The organism is Pseudomonas persica (genome assembly GCF_900291015.1).
Lineage (GTDB): Bacteria > Pseudomonadota > Gammaproteobacteria > Pseudomonadales > Pseudomonadaceae > Aquipseudomonas.
The window spans coordinates 1-260 of sequence record NZ_OLKL01000211.1 but is presented as its reverse complement, the minus strand read 5'-3'; the positions used below and the strand labels follow the sequence as shown (position 1 = coordinate 260).

The following is a 260-nucleotide window of genomic DNA, read 5'->3' as shown; positions in this document are numbered from 1 at the left end:
ATCGACTTCATTGCCGGCATGACCGACAGCTACGCCAGTGAAATGGCCCTGGAAATGACCGGGCGCTCCAGCCCGAAATAGAAAAAACGGGGTGGCAGACGAATGTTTGCCACCCATGTTTAATTTGTATGAAATTTCCTATGATATTTTTTTACAAATAAACTTGCCAGCTTCCCATCCCCGCAAAAGTTATCAACTCCTGATAAAAACCTGCCAACATCTACATCTCTCGTAGCAAAGTTTCGCGAGCGCTGTAAGTT

Annotated in this window: 1 protein-coding gene; it reads left to right on the top strand. The window is 45.4% G+C overall.

Annotated features, from left to right (window positions below; genetic code table 11):
* A partial coding sequence (locus FQ664_RS27990; protein WP_256676110.1) for a hypothetical protein occupies window positions 1–81 on the top strand: 81 nt, incomplete at its 5' end.
* Between the last annotated feature and the right edge of the window lie 179 nt (window positions 82–260).